The organism is Chryseobacterium sp. JV274 (genome assembly GCF_903969135.1).
GTDB lineage: Bacteria > Bacteroidota > Bacteroidia > Flavobacteriales > Weeksellaceae > Chryseobacterium.
Genome location: NZ_LR824569.1, coordinates 3778436 through 3795579 on the forward strand (window position 1 = coordinate 3778436; position 17144 = coordinate 3795579).

At 36.6% G+C, this 17144-nt stretch carries 17 protein-coding genes; 5 read left to right on the plus strand and 12 right to left on the minus strand.

The window, feature by feature from the left end; genetic code table 11:
- Positions 1-43: 43 nt before the first annotated feature.
- Together CHRYMOREF3P_RS17430 and CHRYMOREF3P_RS17435 are read right to left on the minus strand one after the other, a co-directional pair.
- Positions 44-3079, minus strand: coding sequence for an AAA family ATPase (locus tag CHRYMOREF3P_RS17430; RefSeq protein WP_180565128.1), 3036 nt, complete (start codon positions 3077-3079; stop codon positions 44-46).
- A 3-nt stretch (positions 3080-3082) separates the two neighbouring features.
- Complete coding sequence (locus CHRYMOREF3P_RS17435; protein WP_180565129.1) at positions 3083-4288, minus strand: exonuclease SbcCD subunit D; 1206 nt, start codon at positions 4286-4288, stop codon at positions 3083-3085.
- 315 nt (positions 4289-4603) lie between these two features.
- On the opposite strand from CHRYMOREF3P_RS17435, the gene CHRYMOREF3P_RS17440 reads away from it, so the two are divergent.
- Positions 4604-4852 carry a VF530 family DNA-binding protein gene (locus CHRYMOREF3P_RS17440; RefSeq protein WP_077413820.1) on the plus strand — a complete coding sequence of 83 codons (249 nt, stop codon included), beginning with the start codon at positions 4604-4606 and terminating at the stop codon, positions 4850-4852.
- 181 nt (positions 4853-5033) lie between these two features.
- On the plus strand, positions 5034-5534 hold the full coding sequence (locus tag CHRYMOREF3P_RS17445) for a peptidylprolyl isomerase (RefSeq protein WP_077413821.1): 501 nt from the start codon (positions 5034-5036) through the stop codon (positions 5532-5534).
- 186 nt (positions 5535-5720) lie between these two features.
- On the opposite strand, the gene CHRYMOREF3P_RS17450 is transcribed toward CHRYMOREF3P_RS17445, so the two are convergent.
- From CHRYMOREF3P_RS17450 to CHRYMOREF3P_RS17465, 4 genes are all read right to left on the minus strand, one after another.
- Positions 5721-6101: a YchJ family protein gene (locus CHRYMOREF3P_RS17450; protein ID WP_180565130.1), complete on the minus strand. Its 381-nt coding sequence runs from the start codon at positions 6099-6101 to the stop codon at positions 5721-5723.
- A 100-nt stretch (positions 6102-6201) separates the two neighbouring features.
- Entirely contained in the window at positions 6202-6633 is a 432-nt protein-coding gene (locus tag CHRYMOREF3P_RS17455; protein ID WP_077413823.1) for a hypothetical protein, read from the minus strand.
- A gap of 2 nt (positions 6634-6635) precedes the next feature.
- Entirely contained in the window at positions 6636-7469 is an 834-nt protein-coding gene (locus CHRYMOREF3P_RS17460; protein ID WP_180565131.1) for a hypothetical protein, read from the minus strand.
- Positions 7470-7472: 3 nt separating this feature from the next.
- Entirely contained in the window at positions 7473-9614 is a 2142-nt protein-coding gene (locus CHRYMOREF3P_RS17465; RefSeq protein ID WP_077413824.1) for a M3 family metallopeptidase, read from the minus strand.
- Between the two features lie 259 nt (positions 9615-9873).
- Between CHRYMOREF3P_RS17465 and CHRYMOREF3P_RS17470 the strand changes: the two genes are divergently transcribed.
- Positions 9874-10701, plus strand: a complete 828-nt coding sequence (locus CHRYMOREF3P_RS17470; protein WP_180565132.1) for a GIN domain-containing protein — start codon at positions 9874-9876, stop codon at positions 10699-10701.
- Position 10702: 1 nt separating this feature from the next.
- On the opposite strand, the gene CHRYMOREF3P_RS17475 is transcribed toward CHRYMOREF3P_RS17470, so the two are convergent.
- The 5 genes from CHRYMOREF3P_RS17475 to CHRYMOREF3P_RS17495 all read right to left on the minus strand — a co-directional run bounded on the left by CHRYMOREF3P_RS17475 (position 10703) and on the right by CHRYMOREF3P_RS17495 (position 15149).
- Positions 10703-12592, minus strand: coding sequence for a monovalent cation:proton antiporter-2 (CPA2) family protein (locus CHRYMOREF3P_RS17475; protein ID WP_180565133.1), 1890 nt, complete (start codon positions 12590-12592; stop codon positions 10703-10705).
- Positions 12593-12595: 3 nt separating this feature from the next.
- Positions 12596-13117 carry an NAD(P)H-dependent oxidoreductase gene (locus CHRYMOREF3P_RS17480; protein ID WP_077413827.1) on the minus strand — a complete coding sequence of 174 codons (522 nt, stop codon included), beginning with the start codon at positions 13115-13117 and terminating at the stop codon, positions 12596-12598.
- A 198-nt stretch (positions 13118-13315) separates the two neighbouring features.
- Positions 13316-14131, minus strand: coding sequence for a TPM domain-containing protein (locus CHRYMOREF3P_RS17485; RefSeq protein WP_180565134.1), 816 nt, complete (start codon positions 14129-14131; stop codon positions 13316-13318).
- On the minus strand, positions 14112-14540 hold the full coding sequence (locus CHRYMOREF3P_RS17490; protein WP_175627188.1) for a TPM domain-containing protein: 429 nt from the start codon (positions 14538-14540) through the stop codon (positions 14112-14114). The genes CHRYMOREF3P_RS17485 and CHRYMOREF3P_RS17490 overlap by 20 nt, the downstream gene beginning before the upstream one ends.
- Positions 14541-14543: 3 nt before the next feature.
- Positions 14544-15149 carry a LemA family protein gene (locus tag CHRYMOREF3P_RS17495; RefSeq protein WP_077413830.1) on the minus strand — a complete coding sequence of 202 codons (606 nt, stop codon included), beginning with the start codon at positions 15147-15149 and terminating at the stop codon, positions 14544-14546.
- A gap of 73 nt (positions 15150-15222) precedes the next feature.
- On the opposite strand from CHRYMOREF3P_RS17495, the gene CHRYMOREF3P_RS17500 reads away from it, so the two are divergent.
- Complete coding sequence (locus CHRYMOREF3P_RS17500; protein ID WP_180565135.1) at positions 15223-15720, plus strand: dihydrofolate reductase; 498 nt, start codon at positions 15223-15225, stop codon at positions 15718-15720.
- A gap of 146 nt (positions 15721-15866) precedes the next feature.
- Positions 15867-16436 carry a hypothetical protein gene (locus CHRYMOREF3P_RS17505; protein WP_047382084.1) on the plus strand — a complete coding sequence of 190 codons (570 nt, stop codon included), beginning with the start codon at positions 15867-15869 and terminating at the stop codon, positions 16434-16436.
- A 63-nt stretch (positions 16437-16499) separates the two neighbouring features.
- On the opposite strand, the gene CHRYMOREF3P_RS17510 is transcribed toward CHRYMOREF3P_RS17505, so the two are convergent.
- Positions 16500-17132, minus strand: a complete 633-nt coding sequence (locus CHRYMOREF3P_RS17510) for a trimeric intracellular cation channel family protein (RefSeq protein WP_077413832.1) — start codon at positions 17130-17132, stop codon at positions 16500-16502.
- Positions 17133-17144 lie beyond the last annotated feature (12 nt).

Genomic DNA, 17144 nt, shown 5'->3' on the forward strand with positions numbered 1-17144 from the left:
CAAGACATCCTTCGTATAATTTCTTTTGAGATTTAAAGATTAATTATACAATCTCAATCAGACTTCCTCTTTCCTCGTCTTTAATGATATTGAGAGCTGTAGGAATTTTCTCTTTCAGCTCTTCAACGTGCGAAATAATTCCTACAATCCTGTTTTCTTTCATCAGATTGGTGAGGGTTTCAAATACAATATTCACAGATTCTGTATCCTGAGTTCCAAAGCCTTCATCAATAAAGAAGAAATTTTTATCTGCCTGTGCATTGGCCTGAACGCTTTCTGCCAGTGCCAGAGCCAGACTTAAAGAGACCTGAAATGCCTGCCCTCCCGACAGCGTTTTTACGCTTCTGCTTTTCCCTTCGTTGAGGTAATCGATGATCTCGAAATCGTTATTTTCATTAAGCTGCAGACTCAGCTGGTTTCTGGTCATTCTGTGGAAACGCACATTCGCATGATCACAAAGTTGTCTCAGATAAATAGATGAAACATATTGTACAAAACCTGCTCCTTTAAACAGGTTCATCATTATTTTTAAATTCTCTGAACGTTTCTGAAGTTTTGCCAGTTCTTTCAAAAGGTCTTCTTTTTTTACGAATTCTTTTTCCAGTCGGTCTATTTCTGCAGTTTTTGTTACTACAGAATCACTTATTTTTTTCTGTTCACTTTGCGCTTCACCGAACTGTTGCTCGGCCAGAGAAAACTGTTCATTATCGAATGACAGTCCCTTCAGTTTTAATTCCAGTTCTCCGATGAATTTCTTTAAAGCTTCAAAATCAACTTTAAAGTTCTGAACTTTTGTTCTCACCAGTTGAATATTGATTTCCTGAAGTAAAATATTTTCAACTTCTTTGAACTCTGTAAAATTTTGAGCTGCCAAAGCTTTAACGATAGCTTCTTCATTACCGAAAATTTCCTTCTCGAGTTCTGTGATCTGTTTTTCAGATTGGTTGACAATGGCTTTTTGCTCTGCCAGTTTCGGAGAGAGAATCTTTTCCTGCTGTAATGCCTTTTGGTAATTTTCTTCGGTTTCCCTGTTAGATTGTACCAACTTTTGATAAGCGTCTTCAATCTCAGCTTTTTCCTTTTGAGCATACCTATTCCAGTCAAGAATTTTAAGCCCGGAACGGCTGATATTGATCTGCTCCTGTTTTGAAACTTCTTCCAAACGGAAAGCCTCGAGGGCACTCTTATACTTTTCCAGCGTTTTGGTTTCTTTTTCCAGATTTTCTCTTTCCAAAGCAATGCTTCGCTCCGTTTCCTCAATCTTTTTTTCTAAAGTAAATGAGTCTGAACGTTTTTTATCAAACTCTTCTTCCTGATCCGGGGAAAAAGGCTTCCATGAGAAATTCAGAATATGATTTTCAATATCTTTCTGAATCTGCAGGATAATTTTCTGTTCTGAAAAAAGTTGTTCCTCAAAGATTTTTTTTCGGTCCAGAATTTTATCAATTTCTGCTTCCTGCTTTTGAAGACCAGCTGTTTCCTGTTCTACGGATGTTATTTTCTCCTGAATTTCCTGCAGTTCAGCATTCACATCATGAAATTCCACAATATGCGGATGTTCCTTAGAACCACAAAGAGGACAGTTTTCCCCATCATGAAGCTCACTGGCAAAACGGGAAAGCTCTTTTTGTATTTTGAGATGATCCAGTTTCTGAGAAAGTTCCTTTTTCTTAGTTTCTAAGGCTTCTTTTCTGATTCTGAAGTCTTCTTTATAATTTTCGTTGTAAGCAAAAGGTTTTAATTCTTCTGCAATTTCTCCGATCTGTTTTTGATGTTTCTCAATCTTTTCGGTTTGTTCCTGAAGTGATTTTTTAAAATTTTTTTGTTGAATAAACCAATTTCCCACTTCAGATAACAATGCGGAATCCACTTTTTGTTCCTTCAATAGTTTCACCTGTGAAGAAAGTTCATCAATCTTCTTTTGAATCTTCTCCTTATTGAGATCTACTTCTTTTACTTTTTCGGAACCTTTCTGGGTTCTTTCATTCAGAATTTTGATTTCCTCAGTAAACTTCAGAACCTGAAGGATAAGGTTCATATCATTTTCTTGAATTTTGGATTGTTCCAAAGCTTTGAACTGCGGCTCAAGAATGGAAAGTTGTTCTTTTATAACGATAAAAGCCTTTTCAGTTTCCTGCCATGCTTTAATTTGTTCTTCTCTCTCGTTCCGCTTCTCCGAAATCTCTTTTGAAAGCTTATTTTTCTCAATAATCAATGGATTGAAGAGTCTGAAAATATGGTCATATAATTCCGCTTGCGCTTCCAGCGCATCCATCTGAGGTTTCTCTTCAGAGAGTCTGCTGAATTTTTCCTTATTCTGCTGTAAACTGTCAAAATCGCTTTTTAAGTTTTTCAGCTGTTGATAAGTGTTGGAAATCTTTTCCAGTTTTTCATTGGATTCCGAAAGTAGTTTCTGTTCTTCAGTCAGCTGTTCTTTCTGAACTTTGATCTTCTCTTCATTGATTTCTTCAAAACCTTTTAACTGACCTTCAAGCTGATCCAGTTCAGATCTGTTTTTTACATGAAGTGCAGAAACATTGTTCTGAAGGTCAAATTTTTGAAGATTGAAGATCTCCTTCATCATATTTGTTCTTTCTGCAGCACCCAGTTCAAGGAATTCTTTGAACTGTCCCTGCGGAATAATGATGGTTCGCTTAAAATTGGAATAGCTTAACCCAATGATTATTTCTGCATTAGAGTGATCCAGAGGAATCCATTTGCCATTACTATTTTCATAGAAAGTAACTGCATTAGGCTTTACTTCTTCAAATTTTTTGGAATTTCTCTTAAAGTCACGGGTAGCACGGAAAAGCTTATTCTCATAATTTATAAAATCAAATTCTATATAAGAGCTGCTTGATTTTAAATTCATCATGTTATAAGCTCTTTTATCACGCATGTTCAGACGTTCCGTTTCTCCGTACAAGACAAATGAAATGGCTTCAAGAACCGATGATTTTCCAGAACCCACCGCCCCGAAAATACCAAAAAGTCCCGCTTCAGTAAGGTTTCTGAAATCAATGGTCTGGCGCTCCTGGTACGAGTAAAGTCCTTCGATAGTTAGTTGAACAGGGATCATGGCTTATGCATTTAAAATTTCGTTAAACAAATTCATCAGTTCTTCATTGGCTTCCTGCCCGCCGTTTTTGGATTTAAAATAATCTTTAAATAATATATCAATATTCTGATTTAAATTGATTTCGTGGCTCTGCTCTTCATCAAGCTCCCGGTTTTTGACTTTTGGAATAAGGTGAACAATCCCGTTATGAGACTGATAAATTAATCTTCTTTCATCAGCTGTTAAAAATGTCTCACTCTCAAGGGTAAGTTCTATAAATGTATTGGGATTTTCTTCCAGCCATTGAACAGTATCTTCAATGGAAGTAAATGTTTTTCTGACTAAAATTCTTCCGCTTTTCAGTATTTTTTTCTCGTAAGACACTGTTTTTCCCGGCTCAGCATCAATAATGGAAACATACTTTTTCTGCCCGGCTTCACTGAAGCTGTAACAAAGGGGAGAAGATGAATAAATCACAGGTTTCTCTTTCGTTCCGATATTCTGAAACCCATGGAGATGGCCCAGTGCCGTATACTGAATCTGCTCAGGAATACTGTCCGAAAAAATCAGATCTGCATTTCCGATTTTAATAGGTTTTTCTCCTTCCGGTTCTTCCAGAATTTCTGCACCTCTTTTATTTATATATAAATGAGCGGTCAGAATATTGACTCCAGAATCATCACAAAACTGATCTGCAAGGTTTTTCCATGTTTCTGAAAGCACTTTATTAATTTCTTCCTCTTTATTTTCACCAAAATATTCCTTTAACCGGATTTCATTTGCGAAAGGAGTATGAAGAATTCTTACAGGAAAATCTATTCCTCCGATTTTCAATTCTATAAAACCTGCCTTAGAATTTGAAACTTTGAAATATTCCGTACTAAAAAGTGTAATCTCGGCTTTAGGATGTCCTATTAAAATAATTCCGCATTCACGAGCCAGAGGATCTGGAGCATTGATTAGGCTGGGAGAATCATGATTTCCGGAAATAGCAATCACAGGACGTTTTCCATTTAAAGATAAACGTTTCAGGGTTTTATAAAAAAGCTCAATGGCTTCTACACCTGGATTAAAATTATCAAAAAGGTCACCGGCAACAAGAATAAGATCTGCGTGTTCCTCATCGGCAATGCCTATAATCTCTTCCATTACCAGGATTTGCTCTTCCATCCGTGAAAAGCGGTCCAGTCTTTTTCCCAAATGCCAGTCGGCGGTATGCAGAATTTTCATAAATTTATTATTGTTTAAAGTAAGTTGAGTAATAAACCATTTTTATAGTTGATTATCAGATTCTTTTGCTTTGAAGTCTTCCCGGATTTGCTTTAAACGTGTTTTCCTTTCTGCTTCTGCATTTTGTATTTTCCGTTTTTTTTGATCAATTTGCTTTTTATTTTTTTTCCTGTTTGCTTCGTTGTTTTTGCTCATATTGGTTGGTAACGAATAATTTTTATGGGTAAGAAATAGCTTCATCAAAAATACTAAAGATTAAGAGTTTAAACAATTTTAGTGGCCAGGTCTGATAAAATGTTTTAATTTTACTGCGTTATGGAAGAAAAATCAAAAGATCCTTTACATGGAAAAAGGCTTGATGCTATTCTTGAAGAACTGGTAGAGTACTACAAAGGATTTGAGAAATTGGGTGAGCAGATCAATATTAAATGTTTTACAGATAACCCAAGCATCAATTCGTCTCTGAAGTTTCTAAGGAAAACACCTTGGGCAAGAACAAAAGTGGAAAGTCTGTATCTTTTTATGCTGAGACAGAAAAAAAGAGATGAGACCAGAAAAAAATAAAGGCTGGAAGTTATTGAAGCTATTATGGAATTAATATAAAGTAAAAGGAAGATATATTTTCTTTATGCTTTTCATAGTTTCCTTCTTCCATCTCCTGGCTTCCAGGCTCATTGAATCATTTCAAAAAATAGTATATTTGTAACATTAATCGTGAAACGAAATCACGAAAAAAAGAAAAAATATGACAATTGAAAACAATCACGTTGTAGCTGTACGTTACATCCTTCACACTATCGAAGCGGACGGAACTAAAGTTCTTGTAGAAGAAACAACAGCAGAAAATCCACTTACATTTTTGTACGGTGTAGGAATGATGATTCCAAAGTTTGAAGAAAATATCTTAGGTTTAAAAGCTGGTGATAAAGCTGCTTTTGTTATTCAGCCTGAAGAAGCTTATGGTGAAAGACAGCCAGACGCTATCGCTCAATTGCCGATTGAGATGTTTAAAGAATCAGGAACTCCACCTATCGGAGCTATTTTACCTTTGTCTGATAACCAAGGGAATAATTTCCAGGCTTTTGTGGTAGAAGTAACACCAGAAGCTGTAGTAGCAGACCTTAACCACCCAATGGCAGGAAAAGTGTTAGATTTCGACGTAGAAATTTTGAACACACGTCCAGCAACAGAAGAAGAATTGACTCATGGTCATGCTCACGGAATTGACGGAAACGAAGCTCACTAAAAAATAATATAAATGTCCGGTTTTTTCGGACATTTTATGAATATTTATCCAATATTTTTTGGATAAAAGATAAAAAAATCCCCACAAAACTATCTGTGGGGATTTTTATTATTGGTGCGTAATATTGGGGATTCTATACGCAAAGAATTATTCTACATTAAATTGTTACCAACAAATCAGGCTCTATCACTCATCCAAAAATTCTCCTGAAACATAATACCAGTGTTCGTGCATTTTCTGAAAAAGCGAAAACTCATGATGAAGCTGTGGATGTCCGTTCTGGTCTGTATAATAAGCCTTAAACTCTACCTGGTTTAAAGCAGGAGTACGGATGATTTCCAGTTTTGTCCATTGGTTGATTTCTCCCCATTCCTGAAGATCTTTCTTATTGTGGTATTTTCTTTTTCCCGGAAGGGTAGTCTCCATCAGATATTCACCATTCGGGATGGCAAAAGCAGAGAACCTTGAACGCATCAGAGCTTCGGCAGTAGGAGCATGTTTTTTTCCGGTATGATAAGGCTTGCAGCATTCTTCGTATGATTTTCCTGAACAGCAGGGACAGTCCATATAGTGTATTTTAAATGTTGAACTGCAAAAATAATGAATATCAATAGAAATGAATTATAAATAAAAAGAAGCACTCTTAAAGAATGCTTCCCGTTATCTTTTACTGATTGTCTTCGTCAATTTTAGTATCTACAAAGCTGTAATTTTCAGTGGCCATATCCAGAGCCTGCTCTTTTGAATTAAATTTTACATGGGATGGATCTAAAACCTTGTATGTATAAATATCCGTTTTCCCTGAGTTAAAATGAAGTTCATGAAATTCTCCTTTTTCAATCCACCATTGCCCTCTTTCGATAACTTGTCTGACGTCGCAATTCTGGATAGCGGTGAAAATAAGCATAAAAGTGCCGTCTGCTTTTCTTTCCATTACCCAGCGCTTTTCCATACCTTCTACCTGCTGGTCTTTCTCGCTTCCTTTCCACAGACCCACAAGTTGGGGATCTATTTTATTGGCTTGTGGTTTTGCATGGCCTTTTTGAGCATACATTGCCCCAAAGACAACTAATAATGTTGCCGTAATGATTTTTTTCATGGTTATTTAAAAAATAATGTGAGAGGAACCCTGCTGTTTACTGTTATTCCCATAGTTTTGGCAGGAACCCATTTTGTTTTTTTTATAAACTTTTTTATTTCGTTGATAAAGTAGGATGAGTACTTATAATTTTTTTTATTTTGGAAGGTAAGATCAATATCTATATCTGAGACCGTTCCGTTTTTGTGTAGGGTAAATTTCGCAGAAATAGAAGAATAAAAGTCTTTGTCTTGCCGGTATTCAAATTCATCGGGATAGTGCACATTTTTCCAAAAGTCTTTTTCATAATCTTTAAAAAAGTCTCCGTAAGATTTGCTGCCCGGATACCTTGAAATGGTATCACATTCTTCAAAATCATAGACTTTGTCAATGTTTTTTTTAACATATTGCACGTCTGCGATATGTCTCAAAGAATCGATGAACTTTGGGCCAAACTTTCTGTCAATTTCCTTTGACATTGCATCTTCATAACAATTTTGAAGCTCCAGAGGAACCGTGCAGTAGTACAGGGCACTTCCAACATCGATATTCTTTTGTTTCAAAAGAACATCCATTTCAGCATTGCTTCTGTAGCTTTCTACCATTCCGAAGTAATGAAAATAAACAAGCTTGCCTTTTTTAATGTCTGCTTGTGCTCTTGCGGTTTCAGCAATACATTGTGAATCCAGATACTTTCTCTCTTCTTTAATGTATTCCTCTAATTCCTTAGAGATTGTTGTATCAGATTGTTTTTGAAATAAAGATTCTGACCTGCTTTCAAATCCTTTGTTTTTTAATGAAAAGCAAGTCAGAATGATTAATGAGGACAATACTTTTATACCTGTATTGAGTATCATAGATTATTTTATAAATCCTCTGTTTCTTAATAATGGTTTGATATCCGGATCGTGTCCTGTAAAGTCTCTGAATGCCTGATTCAGATCTACAGAATTTCCTACGGAAAGAATATATTTTCTGAATCGGTCACCATTTTCTCTGGTTAACCCACCGTTTTTACTGATCCATTCCCATGCATCATTATCCAACGTTTCAGACCATAAATAAGCATAGTATCCTGCAGAATATCCACCTCCCCAGATGTGTGCAAAATAAGGAGTATGGTATCTTGGCGGAACCGTTGCCAAATTGAATCCATGGCTGGCCAAAGACTGCTTTTCAAAATCTAAAACAGGAATAAACTGGCTGTCGTTGCTTACTGTATGCCAATCCATATCAAGTTCAGCAGCAGAAACCAATTCAGTAGTCATGTATCCCTGATTAAAAGTAGATGCCTTTTTGATTTTGTCTACCAAAGCCTGTGGAATAGGTTGCTTAGTCTCATAATGTACAGCATAATTCTTCAGAACCACAGGATCTAAAGCCCAGTGCTCATTGATCTGAGAAGGGAATTCTACAAAGTCTCTTGGTACATTTGTTCCTGAAAGAGAAGGGTATTTCTGGCTTGCAAACATTCCGTGAATAGAGTGACCAAATTCATGGAAGATCGTTGAAACATCATCATAACTGATTAATGAAGGTTTTCCCGGAGCCGGTTTCTGATAGTTATAACAGTTAACGATTACAGGTTTTGTTCCTAATAAATAAGACTGTTCAACAAAATTACTCATCCAAGCTCCACCGTTTTTAGAATCTCTTGTGTAGAAATCCAGATAGTAGATGGCGATAGATTTTCCATCATGATCAAAAACTTCGTAGGTTACTACATCAGGGTGATAAACCGGAAGATCTGTTCTCTTTTTGAAAGTCAGTCCGTAGAATTTTTCAGCAGCGAAGAAAACTCCTTTTTCAAGAACCGTTGTGATTTCAAAGTAAGGTTTTATTTCACTTTCATCAAGATCAAACTTAGCTTTTCTTACCTGTTCAGCATAGAAATTCCAATCCCAAGGCTCTACTTTGAAGCCTCCTTTTTGCTGATCAATAAGATCCTGAATATCTTTTGCTTCACGTCTTGCTGTTTCCACTGCGGGAGTAGCAATCTGGTTCATCAAATTAGTAGCAGCTTCAGGTGTTTTTGCCATCTGGTCCTGAAGTTTCCATTCAGCAAAGTTTTTCTTGCCTAAAATCTGAGCTTTTTTCAATCTCAGTTTAGCAAGTTTTTCAATTGTTGATCTTGTATCGTTAGCATCTCCTTTTTCAGCTCTAGTCCATGAAGCTTTGAACAGCTTTTCTCTGGTAGTTCTGTTTTTTAAATTTTGTAAAAGGGGCTGCTGTGTTGTATTTTGTAAAGCCAGAAGATATTTTCCAGGCTGTCCTGCCGTTTTTGCATCAGCTGCTGCCGCTGCAATTTCATCAGCAGAAAGTCCGTCCAGTTCTTTTGCATCAGAGAAAAATACACCTCCCTGCTTTCTTGCTTCCAATAATTTATTAGAATATTGTGTAGAAAGAGAAGCCAGTTCCTGATTGAGCTGTTTTAGCTTTTCTTTATCAGCTGCAGAAAGATTTGCCCCTGCAATTTCAAAATTCTGCTTATAATATTGTACCAGTCTTTTGCTTTCAGAATCTAGACCATCTTCTTTGATGGACTGTATTCTTTTATAAAGATTTTCATTCAGGTACAGTTTATCAGAATGGGCTGCAAAAATAGGTGCATATTCTTCGTCTAAAGCCTGCAAAGTAGGGTTAGTATTTGCACCTGTAAGATTTGAGAATACAATTTGTGCTCTTCTCAATACTTCACCACTTTTTTCCAATGCAACGATTGTATTTTCAAAAGTAGGAGCAGCCGGATTGTTGGCAATTTTTACAATTTCAGCTTCATGCTGCTTCAAACCATATTCAAAAGCAGGTTTGAAGTGCTCATTTTTGATTTTGTCAAACTCCGGAGCTTCGTATTGAAGCTTGCTTTTCTTCATAAAAGGATTAGAAGATAAAGAGGGATCAGGTGCGGGTAGCTCCTGTTGAATATCGGTCTGTTTCATTGTAGTACAAGATTGATTGAACGCCAAGGCAGAAATTAATAATACCGATGAAATATTCTTCATAAATATAGTTGTTATTAAAGCATAAAGATATTAAAAACTTGTATCATAGGATCAATTTTGGCAGAGGTATTTACTGAAGCCGTTTTGTGAGTGATTTTAAAATGAATACGTTAGGCATTTCAGGGCACATCAAGTTCTTTCTGAAAAAATCTGGATTGCAGGTAATTGCAGTATTTTTAAATGTAATGTAATATTTTTTATAAATTAGTTGTTATTTAATTAAAGAAATCAACAAAAATAATCGACAAAAGAAATAAGCATGAAAACAAAGACTTTATTTATTTTTTCAGCCTTAGCGGCATTAGCCTCATGTAATGATAAACATGAGAACAGAAACAGAGATAGAGATGATGACAGAAGTAACTGGGTAGAGAAAGTCGTGAACAAAGAAAGTGGTCCGATACAGCATAAAGAATTTAACGGAGATTTTGATGAAATTCAGGTTTCCCAGGCGATAGAAGCTGAAATCATAAAATCTGAAACAGAAAAAGTAGAAATCTCAGCACCTCAAAGTATCATCAATGAAATTCTTGTAGATAATGATGGCGGAAAGCTGCACATTCATTATAAACCTGGTATCAGAGTGATGAATATCAGCAAAGTGACTGCTAAAATTTATACAAAAGACTTTAATAAACTTCTTGCTGATTCAGCTGCAAGAATTATCATAAAAGATAAATTTACCCAGGAGAAAACAGATGTTGAAGCATCAAGTGCAGGCAGTATTTCCGGAGATCTGGAAGCTAACGATATGGATATTAACATAAGCAGCAGCAGCAGCTATGATGGTAAAATATGGGCTGTTAACCTTGATATTGAATCTTCATCAGGATCTACTCTTGATATTTCAGGAAAAGCAAAAAAAGCGGATATCAGTGCATCTTCAGGCAGTAGTGTTTCTGCTAAAGGAGTTATCGTTGATGATGTAGAAGCAGATGCATCCAGTGGGGCAAGTATTCATATCAGTGCTGTTTCCAGTGTGAAGGCAGGTGCTTCATCCGGTGGAAGTGTGGATATTTCTAAAAAAGGCGAGCTTAAGAATGTGATTAAGGATGAAAGCAGCGGTGGCAGCGTAAGCATCCAATAAACTAATTCTGGGATTCATCCTCATCTTCTTCATCGGTGGATGAGGATCCTTCCCAATTTTTATTATCAAAATTAAGATTGTCGTAAGCTAATAATTCCTCCTCTCGCTGGAGGATTTCTTTTGTAGTAAACAGCGTAATGTCATCATCATTTTCCTTCATTTTGGCAAGTTTTCTGATGGATGCCTTATCAATAGCCATAAACCTTTGCCCCATACGTCTCGCTGCATATTTTCTCATTCCTGTTTCATGAAGTACATCAACGGCCATATCAACGGCTGTTCCTAATGTTTCACGGTAAATATGATTGACTCCACTGTTAAGATATTCATAGGCGTCAATTCTGTTTTTTGCCCGCACAAAAATTTTAACACTAGGATAATGCTCACGGACAAGTTCTGCAATGAATTTATTATCATCCGGATCATCCAGACATAAAACCAAAATTTCAGCATCTTCAATTCCGGCAGCCCGTAAAATGGGTATTCTGGTAGCGTCACCATAATATACTTTAAAACCATAACTTCTGAGCAGTTTTACACGATCAGAATCACGGTCCAAAACAGTAGCTGATATTTTATTAGCCTTTAAAAGACGTCCCACAGTACTTCCGAAATGTCCAAAACCTACAATGATAATTTTCTTTTGAATTATATCATTGTCGAGAATGTTGTAATCATTTTCTTCTTCGGGAATTTCTTTAATGAATTTCGGAGTAATAAACTTGTCATTAATGATCAAAAGAATGGGAGTAATACACATGGTAATTGCAGTAACAGCCATCATTTGAGCGTTCATTTCAGGACCTAACAGATAAAGATCTGAGGCATAATTGAGGAGTACAAATGCAAATTCTCCCACCTGGGATAGTGCAAATGCATAAAAAAAACTTTGAGGAGTATCTATCCTGAAAAACTTTCCAATAGTGTATAAAACAACAAATTTTACAGCCAGCACAGCAAATACAGTACTGAAGATAAATAAAGGGTCTTTCTGGATAATATTAAAGTTAATGGTTGATCCAACGCTAACGAAGAAAACGGCTAACAGCAGTCCTTTGAAAGGATTGATCTGCGCTTCCAGCTCATGACGAAACTCACTGTTGGCAAGCATTACCCCGGCAAGGAAAGCACCCAATGCGGGAGAAAGTCCGATGACAACCATCAATTCGGAAACACCAATAACCAGGAACAGGGAGGAGGCAGTCAGCAGTTCTGTCATTCCCGATTTTGAAACATAGCGTAAAAAAGGAACAAAGACATATCTGCCCAATAAAATAAGCAGAGCTACTCCAAAAATTACAGTACTGGCCTGCAGCCATTCCGGCAGCTTTTGGATCAGAATCTGAATTTCATTATCATGATGCTTGGCTTTATAATTAGCTACAAGAGGGAGTATTGCCAGAATAGGAATCACAGAAATATCCTGAAAAAGTAAGGTAGAGAATGAGGCTTCTCCAGCTGTGGTCTTGAGATTGTTTTTTTCCTGTAAAGTCTGCAGAACAATTGCCGTAGAAGATAATGCAAAACACATGGCAATGGTAATTGCTTTATCTACTCTCCAGCCTACACTGATGAACACTAAAAAAAGCAATAAAATAGTAAGTGCCATCTGAGAAAGTCCCAGTCCCATTATTTTTTTTCGCATTTCCCAGAATTTCCGCGGCTCCAGTTCCAAACCTACCAGGAATAAAAGCATAATGACTCCAAATTCGCTGGCATGCATGATGTCATCCACATTTTTTCCTGTAAGCCTGAGTACATATGGACCGATAATGATTCCTCCTAAAATATAACCGATTACAGAACTCAACCCTAATTTCCTGGCCAATGGAACCATGATAATGGCTACACCCAGGAAAATTAATGTGTTCATCGCTAAGCTGGATTCCATAAATTATTGATTGAGGAGTTCTGTAAATTCTTTTTTATGCAGGATAATTTCTTTTTTAGACAGCTTATTGGCTTCGTATACGATCTTGATATGTTTGATATCTGCTTTGAAAACTTTTAAGGAAACAATGAGTCCGCTGATCAACTCATCGATTGTATATTGATAAGTGCCGGTTTTGCTGAAAGATCTTTCTTTTCCCCCGGTGGTTATCAGAATATAGACTTCTTTTCCTTCCAGAGGATTGTGTTCGCCTTCTTTAAGCCAGTCTCTGTCGAAAACTTCATCAATCCATAATCTGAGAAGAGGAGGCATTCCAAACCATATTAAAGGAAACTGGAAGACAAAGCGTTCATAATTTTTAAGGCGTTTTCTTTCTCTGAAGGCTGCAATATGAAAATCAGGATATTCTTCATAAAGATCTCTTAGGGTATAATGCTGGTGGCGAACGTAGAAATTGATGAGCTCTACATTCGAATTGGAGTGCTCCAGATAAGGGTGTGCAAATACTACCAGCGTCTTCTTCATAATCCTGTTTTCAGTAAATATAGCGAAAAAATATTAAATAAAAGATAGTTTTTATGTGGTTTTGTTAATTTTTTAATATGAAAAAATCAATTTAACATTAAGAAAAGGTAAAGAATTGATGATATTTTCGGTTTTTAAATAAAAAATCAGGTCGTGATGACCTGATCTGTTTATATATTTTGAAAATGATTGACTGATTTACCATCCGCCGGATGCACCACCGCCTCCGAAACTTCCGCCACCGCCGAAGCCTCCAAATCCGCCGCCACCGCCGCCGGAACTTCCTCCACCAAAGCTGCCACCTCCAAAACTGCCAGGGAATGGGAAGAAACCACCTGGATAATTTCTGCGTCCTTTTCTTGTAATGATCACATCATCGTCATCGTCATTATTTCCACCACGTCCGCCTCCTCTGTTACCGAAAAGTATAGCAATAATGATGAAAATAATAAAAGCGATAATAAGAACTTTAAAAGCGCTTCCATTACCGGAAGGAGCCGTTATTGCTACAGGTTTGAATTTGCCCTGAACAGCCTCCATAATGGCTGAGGTTCCTCCATTGATCCCTTCATACCAAAGACCCTTTTTGAAGTTGGGTGTTACAATATAATCTAAGATCTGTCCTGCTACTGATGCGGTAAGGTATTGTTCTACGGCACGTCCCTGTTGGATAGACATTGTTCTGTCTTCTGTTGCAATAAGGAAAACGACGCCGTTATCTACTCCTTTTTTTCCGATTTTCCATTTCTGCCCAAACATGGTTGCCAGAAAGTTGACATCTTCTCCTTTGGTAGAGCGTATGATCACTACTTCAATTTCCGTTGAGGTAGTATCTGCAAACTTGATCAGCTTATTATTCAGGGCATCTTTTTCCTGTTGAGAAAGCAGATTGGCTTCATCAAAAACAGGATAAAGAACGGCCGGTTTTTCAGGAATAATGTATTGTGCTGATACAAAAGTGTAAAAGCAAAGCAATAAAAATGAAAATACTATTTTAAGAGAACGTAATTTCATTTGAGAGTTGGTTTGGATTTTCTCCTTCAACAGGAAAATATTTTTTGAGTTCAAGTCCTGTTTCCAGGATGGCACTTTTCAGAGCCTGGTAATAATGTCCTTTGGCAAATTCAGCAGTAATATAGTCGTGAAGATGATCCCAGTAAGATTGTTTTACCTTTTCGTGGATTCCGATATCTCCAATGATGGTCAGATATTTTTGTTCGAAATTGACATGGAAAAGAACAGCATTCCTTTCAGCGGTTTTGTCCATATCGAGTTTTTTGAAAACCTCAAATGCTGTTTTAGCATCCCGATTATCTGTATTGGAATCAATATGTACCCGGATCTCTCCTGTAGAATGATCTTCCGCAGACTGAATCGCTTCCACTAGGGAAGCGATCTGTTGATTTGTTAGGAAATTACCCATTATTTATTTGAATACTTCAGGGGCTTTCTGAGCTCCTGCTTCAGCTTTGAAATAAGGTTTTTCTTTAAAGTTGGTGAAATTCGCCAAAATATTATTTGGGAAAGTCTTGATAGAAGTGTTGTAATCCTGTGCAGCTTCGTTGTAATAAACAGTTTCTGTTCTGATGCTGTTTTCAATAGCGGTATATTCTCTTTGGAAGTTGATATACTGCTGGTCTGCTTTTAAGTTAGGATACGACTCTACTACAGCCATCAATCGGCTCAATGCTCCTGATAGCTCACCCTGTGCTGCCTGAAATTTAGCAATATCAGCCTCAGTCATGTTTGTAGGGTCAATGTTGATAGAAGTAGCTTTAGAACGTGCTTCTACAACCTGCGTTAAAGTTTCCTGCTCAAATTTTGAATACGATTTTACCGTTCTTTCCAGGTTAGGAATAAGGTTCGCTCTTTTCTGATACACAGTTTCTACGTTTGACCATTTTGTGTTGACCGTCTGTTCTTTGGTTACGAAATTATTATATCCGCTTTTTCCCCAAAAGAATAGAACAGCAACAATGATAAGGAGGGCGATACCAATTGTTCCAGCGCCCAGACATCCTTTATTTTTCATAGTTTATTTTTTTAAATTTTTTGTGCTAACCAAATATACAAATTATGTGCTAATTTTGTAAAAAATTATTTGAATGACAACAATAGTGGTGGCAATGGGAGAGAAAAATGAAATTGGTTTTGATAATCAGTTGCTTTGGCATCTTCCTAAAGATTTAAAACATTTTAAAGATATTACTTCAGGGCATCCGATTATAATGGGAAGAAAAACATATGAAAGTATTGGGAAACCTCTTCCGAACCGTACCAATATTGTTGTGTCAAGAAAGAAAGACTGGTTTGAGGAAGGAATCCTTATTGTAGGAAGTATAAAGGAAGCATTGAAGTTTGCTAAAAAGATTGATGAAGAAGTTTTCGTTATTGGTGGAGGAAATATCTATGAACAGACTATGGAGGTTGTAGACAGGCTTGAAGTTACTTTGGTGAAGGCAGATCTTGAAGCTGATACATTCTTTCCGAAGATAGATCCGAAGATCTGGAAAAAAACAAACGAAATCTGTCATGAGAAAGATGAAAAGAATAGCTATGATTTCTGTTTCCAGACGTTTGAAAAAATAAAAAAAGAAGCATAAATGAATCGTGAATTTTTGCTTCGCACAGTGAATCGTGAATTTTCACATTTACAAAAATTAACAAGCGCAGCGAATTGACCATTCACAATTGACTTTTTGAACTTTAAGCCTTAAATTTATTATCTTTGCACTTCTAAAATTTAATAATGAATAAATACATAAAAATTGCAATAGCAGCAGTTCTTATCCTGGCAGGACTTTATCTGATGATTTTCACAAGAAATCTTGGATGGGGTATTGTTGTTTTTCTTTTAGCGGCATCCCCGATCTTATTATTCTTTAAAAATGAATATATCCTGTTGGCATTCTGGCAACTGAGAAAACAGAATATGGAAAAAGCCGGCGAGTGGCTGTCAAAAATAACTGATTATAAAGGACAGCTTCATAAAACTCAATATGGATATTTTCACTATTTATTAGGATTAACACAAGCTCAGGATCACCCTGCAAAAGTAGAGCCTTTCATGAAGAAAGCTTTGGAATATGGTTTGAATATGAAACATGACAGAGCAATGGCTACTTTAAATCTTGCAGCAGCCGCTATTTCTAAAGGAAGAAAGCAGGAAGGGCAGAAGCTATTGGAAGAAGCTAAAAGATTAGACAGTGCTGGAATGATGACTGATCAGATCAAAATGATGAAAGATCAGCTGAAAATGCCAACCATGCAGAAGCATATGCACAACCCTAATATGAGAAATAGAGGGAAATTCTTCTAGCTAGAAAATATAAAAATAAAAAGCACCTGTTTCAGGTGCTTTTTTTATGGGTAAAAATATGTTTTACATTTCCGAATTCTGATCATAACCATAAAATTTAGGCATTTGCCAATGATATTTTACAGCAAAAGTTCGGATCGCAACAATCAGGATAATGGTGAAAACCTGTATAAAAGTATAGGAGAGTGGAGTATACTTGGTCATCAGCAGAAATGCTGCTCCTCCCACGATACATGCGGTAGCATAAATCTCCTTTCTGAAAATCAATGGTATCCTGTTGAGCAATATATCCCGGATAATCCCTCCGAAACAACCTGTTATGGTTCCTAATGCAATACAGATCATAGGATGTATACCTGCATTTAAACCTTTCTGAACTCCGATAATGGTAAATAACCCAAGACCAAAGCTGTCGAAAATAAATAAAGTTACTTTAAAGTTTTTCTCAAGAGATTTGAATATCATGGAGAAAATACTGGTCACCAGGATAAGGGTACACATCAGGATATCATGCATCCAGAATACAGGAATATCAAGTAAAAGATCTCTTACAGTTCCGCCTCCCACAGAAGTTACAAATGCAATAATAAGCACTCCGAACGGATCAAGCCGTTTCTGCATGGCTGCAAAACTTCCAGACATGGAAAAAGCAATGGTCCCCAGGACTTCTATAGCAAAATTGAACTGTTCGTGCATATCTATTATAAA

Coding starts and splice junctions, on each gene's coding strand:
- CHRYMOREF3P_RS17430 (WP_180565128.1), bottom strand. CDS start 3,079: ATGATCCCTGTTCAACTAACTATCGAAGGACTTTACTCGTACCAGGAG.
- CHRYMOREF3P_RS17435 (WP_180565129.1), bottom strand. CDS start 4,288: ATGAAAATTCTGCATACCGCCGACTGGCATTTGGGAAAAAGACTGGAC.
- CHRYMOREF3P_RS17440 (WP_077413820.1), top strand. CDS start 4,604: ATGGAAGAAAAATCAAAAGATCCTTTACATGGAAAAAGGCTTGATGCT.
- CHRYMOREF3P_RS17445 (WP_077413821.1), top strand. CDS start 5,034: ATGACAATTGAAAACAATCACGTTGTAGCTGTACGTTACATCCTTCAC.
- CHRYMOREF3P_RS17450 (WP_180565130.1), bottom strand. CDS start 6,101: ATGGACTGTCCCTGCTGTTCAGGAAAATCATACGAAGAATGCTGCAAG.
- CHRYMOREF3P_RS17455 (WP_077413823.1), bottom strand. CDS start 6,633: ATGAAAAAAATCATTACGGCAACATTATTAGTTGTCTTTGGGGCAATG.
- CHRYMOREF3P_RS17460 (WP_180565131.1), bottom strand. CDS start 7,469: ATGATACTCAATACAGGTATAAAAGTATTGTCCTCATTAATCATTCTG.
- CHRYMOREF3P_RS17465 (WP_077413824.1), bottom strand. CDS start 9,614: ATGAAGAATATTTCATCGGTATTATTAATTTCTGCCTTGGCGTTCAAT.
- CHRYMOREF3P_RS17470 (WP_180565132.1), top strand. CDS start 9,874: ATGAAAACAAAGACTTTATTTATTTTTTCAGCCTTAGCGGCATTAGCC.
- CHRYMOREF3P_RS17475 (WP_180565133.1), bottom strand. CDS start 12,592: ATGGAATCCAGCTTAGCGATGAACACATTAATTTTCCTGGGTGTAGCC.
- CHRYMOREF3P_RS17480 (WP_077413827.1), bottom strand. CDS start 13,117: ATGAAGAAGACGCTGGTAGTATTTGCACACCCTTATCTGGAGCACTCC.
- CHRYMOREF3P_RS17485 (WP_180565134.1), bottom strand. CDS start 14,131: ATGAAATTACGTTCTCTTAAAATAGTATTTTCATTTTTATTGCTTTGC.
- CHRYMOREF3P_RS17490 (WP_175627188.1), bottom strand. CDS start 14,540: ATGGGTAATTTCCTAACAAATCAACAGATCGCTTCCCTAGTGGAAGCG.
- CHRYMOREF3P_RS17495 (WP_077413830.1), bottom strand. CDS start 15,149: ATGAAAAATAAAGGATGTCTGGGCGCTGGAACAATTGGTATCGCCCTC.
- CHRYMOREF3P_RS17500 (WP_180565135.1), top strand. CDS start 15,223: ATGACAACAATAGTGGTGGCAATGGGAGAGAAAAATGAAATTGGTTTT.
- CHRYMOREF3P_RS17505 (WP_047382084.1), top strand. CDS start 15,867: ATGAATAAATACATAAAAATTGCAATAGCAGCAGTTCTTATCCTGGCA.
- CHRYMOREF3P_RS17510 (WP_077413832.1), bottom strand. CDS start 17,132: ATGCACGAACAGTTCAATTTTGCTATAGAAGTCCTGGGGACCATTGCT.